The following is a 1,277-nucleotide window of genomic DNA, read 5'->3' as shown; positions in this document are numbered from 1 at the left end:
TCATCGGTTAGGACATTCAGAAGCGGTATTCCAAAGAACATGCCCATGCCATAGATTAGACCGGCTTTTAGACCCGGAAAATGTAGTTGTTTACTTTCTTTTTGACTCAGCATTTCGGGATCAATAGCTGTGATGCCCGTTTTCTTGGTTTGAGAGACTACATAGAGGGCAGCCATCATCGAAATGCCAAACACCACAAGAGGATAACCGATAGCGACAATTTGCGGGTATTTATAAGCAAGGACAAAGGGGATGAGGTTGCCAAATATCATCAGATAAAAGAGAACAATAAAGACTTGATTCCCGATACGATCGGCCTCGCGCCGTTTGTGTTCGTCAAGGGGGCCAGAAATGCCGTATGTACGTTTGATAAGTTTTTCAGTGAGAGTTTCTTTTTTCATTTGTTTGCTCCTTTTTTAAAAATCGTCTTCCCAAAAGAGGCTATTGAGGTCAGTTTGGAGGCTGCGGGCGAGATTGAGACAGAGTTCCAGGGTTGGATTGTACTTGTCATTTTCAATCATGTTGATAGTCTGTCTCGAGACACCGATATCTTTGGCGAGTTCGAGCTGGGGAATGCCCAGTTCCTTGCGGAATTCTTTCACACGATTCATAGGGGCTCCTTTCTGATATGTCGTATATATTTGACTATAGTATATTCTTTTGGAGATAGCGTGTCAAGTATATACGACATTTTTTTTGAGAATTTTTTTCGAAGAAACTTAGCCTTGTCTGACAAGTGCAAGCTGGTCAGATTTGTGGTAAAATAGATAAGATATGACAAAAGAATTTCATCATGTAACGGTCTTGCTTCATGAAACGATTGATATGCTTGACGTAAAACCTGACGGTATCTACGTTGATGCGACTTTGGGCGGAGCAGGCCATAGCGAATATTTATTAAGTAAATTGAGCGAAAAAGGGCATCTCTATGCCTTTGACCAGGACCAGAATGCCATTGACAATGCGCAAAAACGGTTGGCACCCTATATCGAAAAGGGGATGGTAACCTTTATCAAGGATAACTTCCGTCATTTGCAGGCACGTTTGCAGGAGGCTGGTGTCCAGGAAATTGATGGAATTTGTTATGACTTGGGAGTGTCCAGTCCTCAGCTGGATCAGCGTGAGCGTGGCTTTTCTTATAAAAAGGATGCGCCACTGGATATGCGGATGAATCAGGAAGCTCGTCTGACGGCCTATGAGGTGGTCAATCATTATGACTATCATGACTTGGTTCGGATCTTTTTCAAGTATGGTGAGGATAAGTTTTCTAAACAGAT

The 1,277-nt window shown here is 42.6% G+C and carries 3 protein-coding genes; 1 reads left to right on the top strand and 2 read right to left on the bottom strand.

Going from position 1 to position 1,277, the window contains the following annotated elements; all coding sequences use genetic code 11:
• Positions 1–401 (bottom strand): DUF3278 domain-containing protein (locus GMD1S_RS07790; protein ID WP_000712418.1); only part of this gene is annotated, 401 nt, incomplete at its 3' end.
• A gap of 15 nt (positions 402–416) precedes the next feature.
• The gene (locus GMD1S_RS07785; protein ID WP_001082466.1) at positions 417–611 is read right to left on the bottom strand and encodes a helix-turn-helix transcriptional regulator; all 195 of its coding nucleotides are present in this window, start codon (positions 609–611) and stop codon (positions 417–419) included.
• 163 nt (positions 612–774) lie between these two features.
• Between GMD1S_RS07785 and rsmH the strand changes: the two genes are divergently transcribed.
• A partial coding sequence (gene rsmH / locus GMD1S_RS07780) for a 16S rRNA (cytosine(1402)-N(4))-methyltransferase RsmH (RefSeq protein ID WP_000159385.1) occupies positions 775–1,277 on the top strand: 503 nt, incomplete at its 3' end.

Origin of the sequence: Streptococcus sp. GMD1S (assembly GCF_000296875.1) — a bacterium.
Classification (GTDB): domain Bacteria; phylum Bacillota; class Bacilli; order Lactobacillales; family Streptococcaceae; genus Streptococcus.
The sequence above is the reverse complement of the archived record's forward strand: the minus strand, read 5'-3'. Positions and strand labels throughout refer to the sequence as shown.

Excerpts from the sequence above, each read along its gene's own strand:
- GMD1S_RS07785 (WP_001082466.1), bottom strand. The coding sequence starts at position 611 with ATGAATCGTGTGAAAGAATTCCGCAAGGAACTGGGCATTCCCCAGCTC.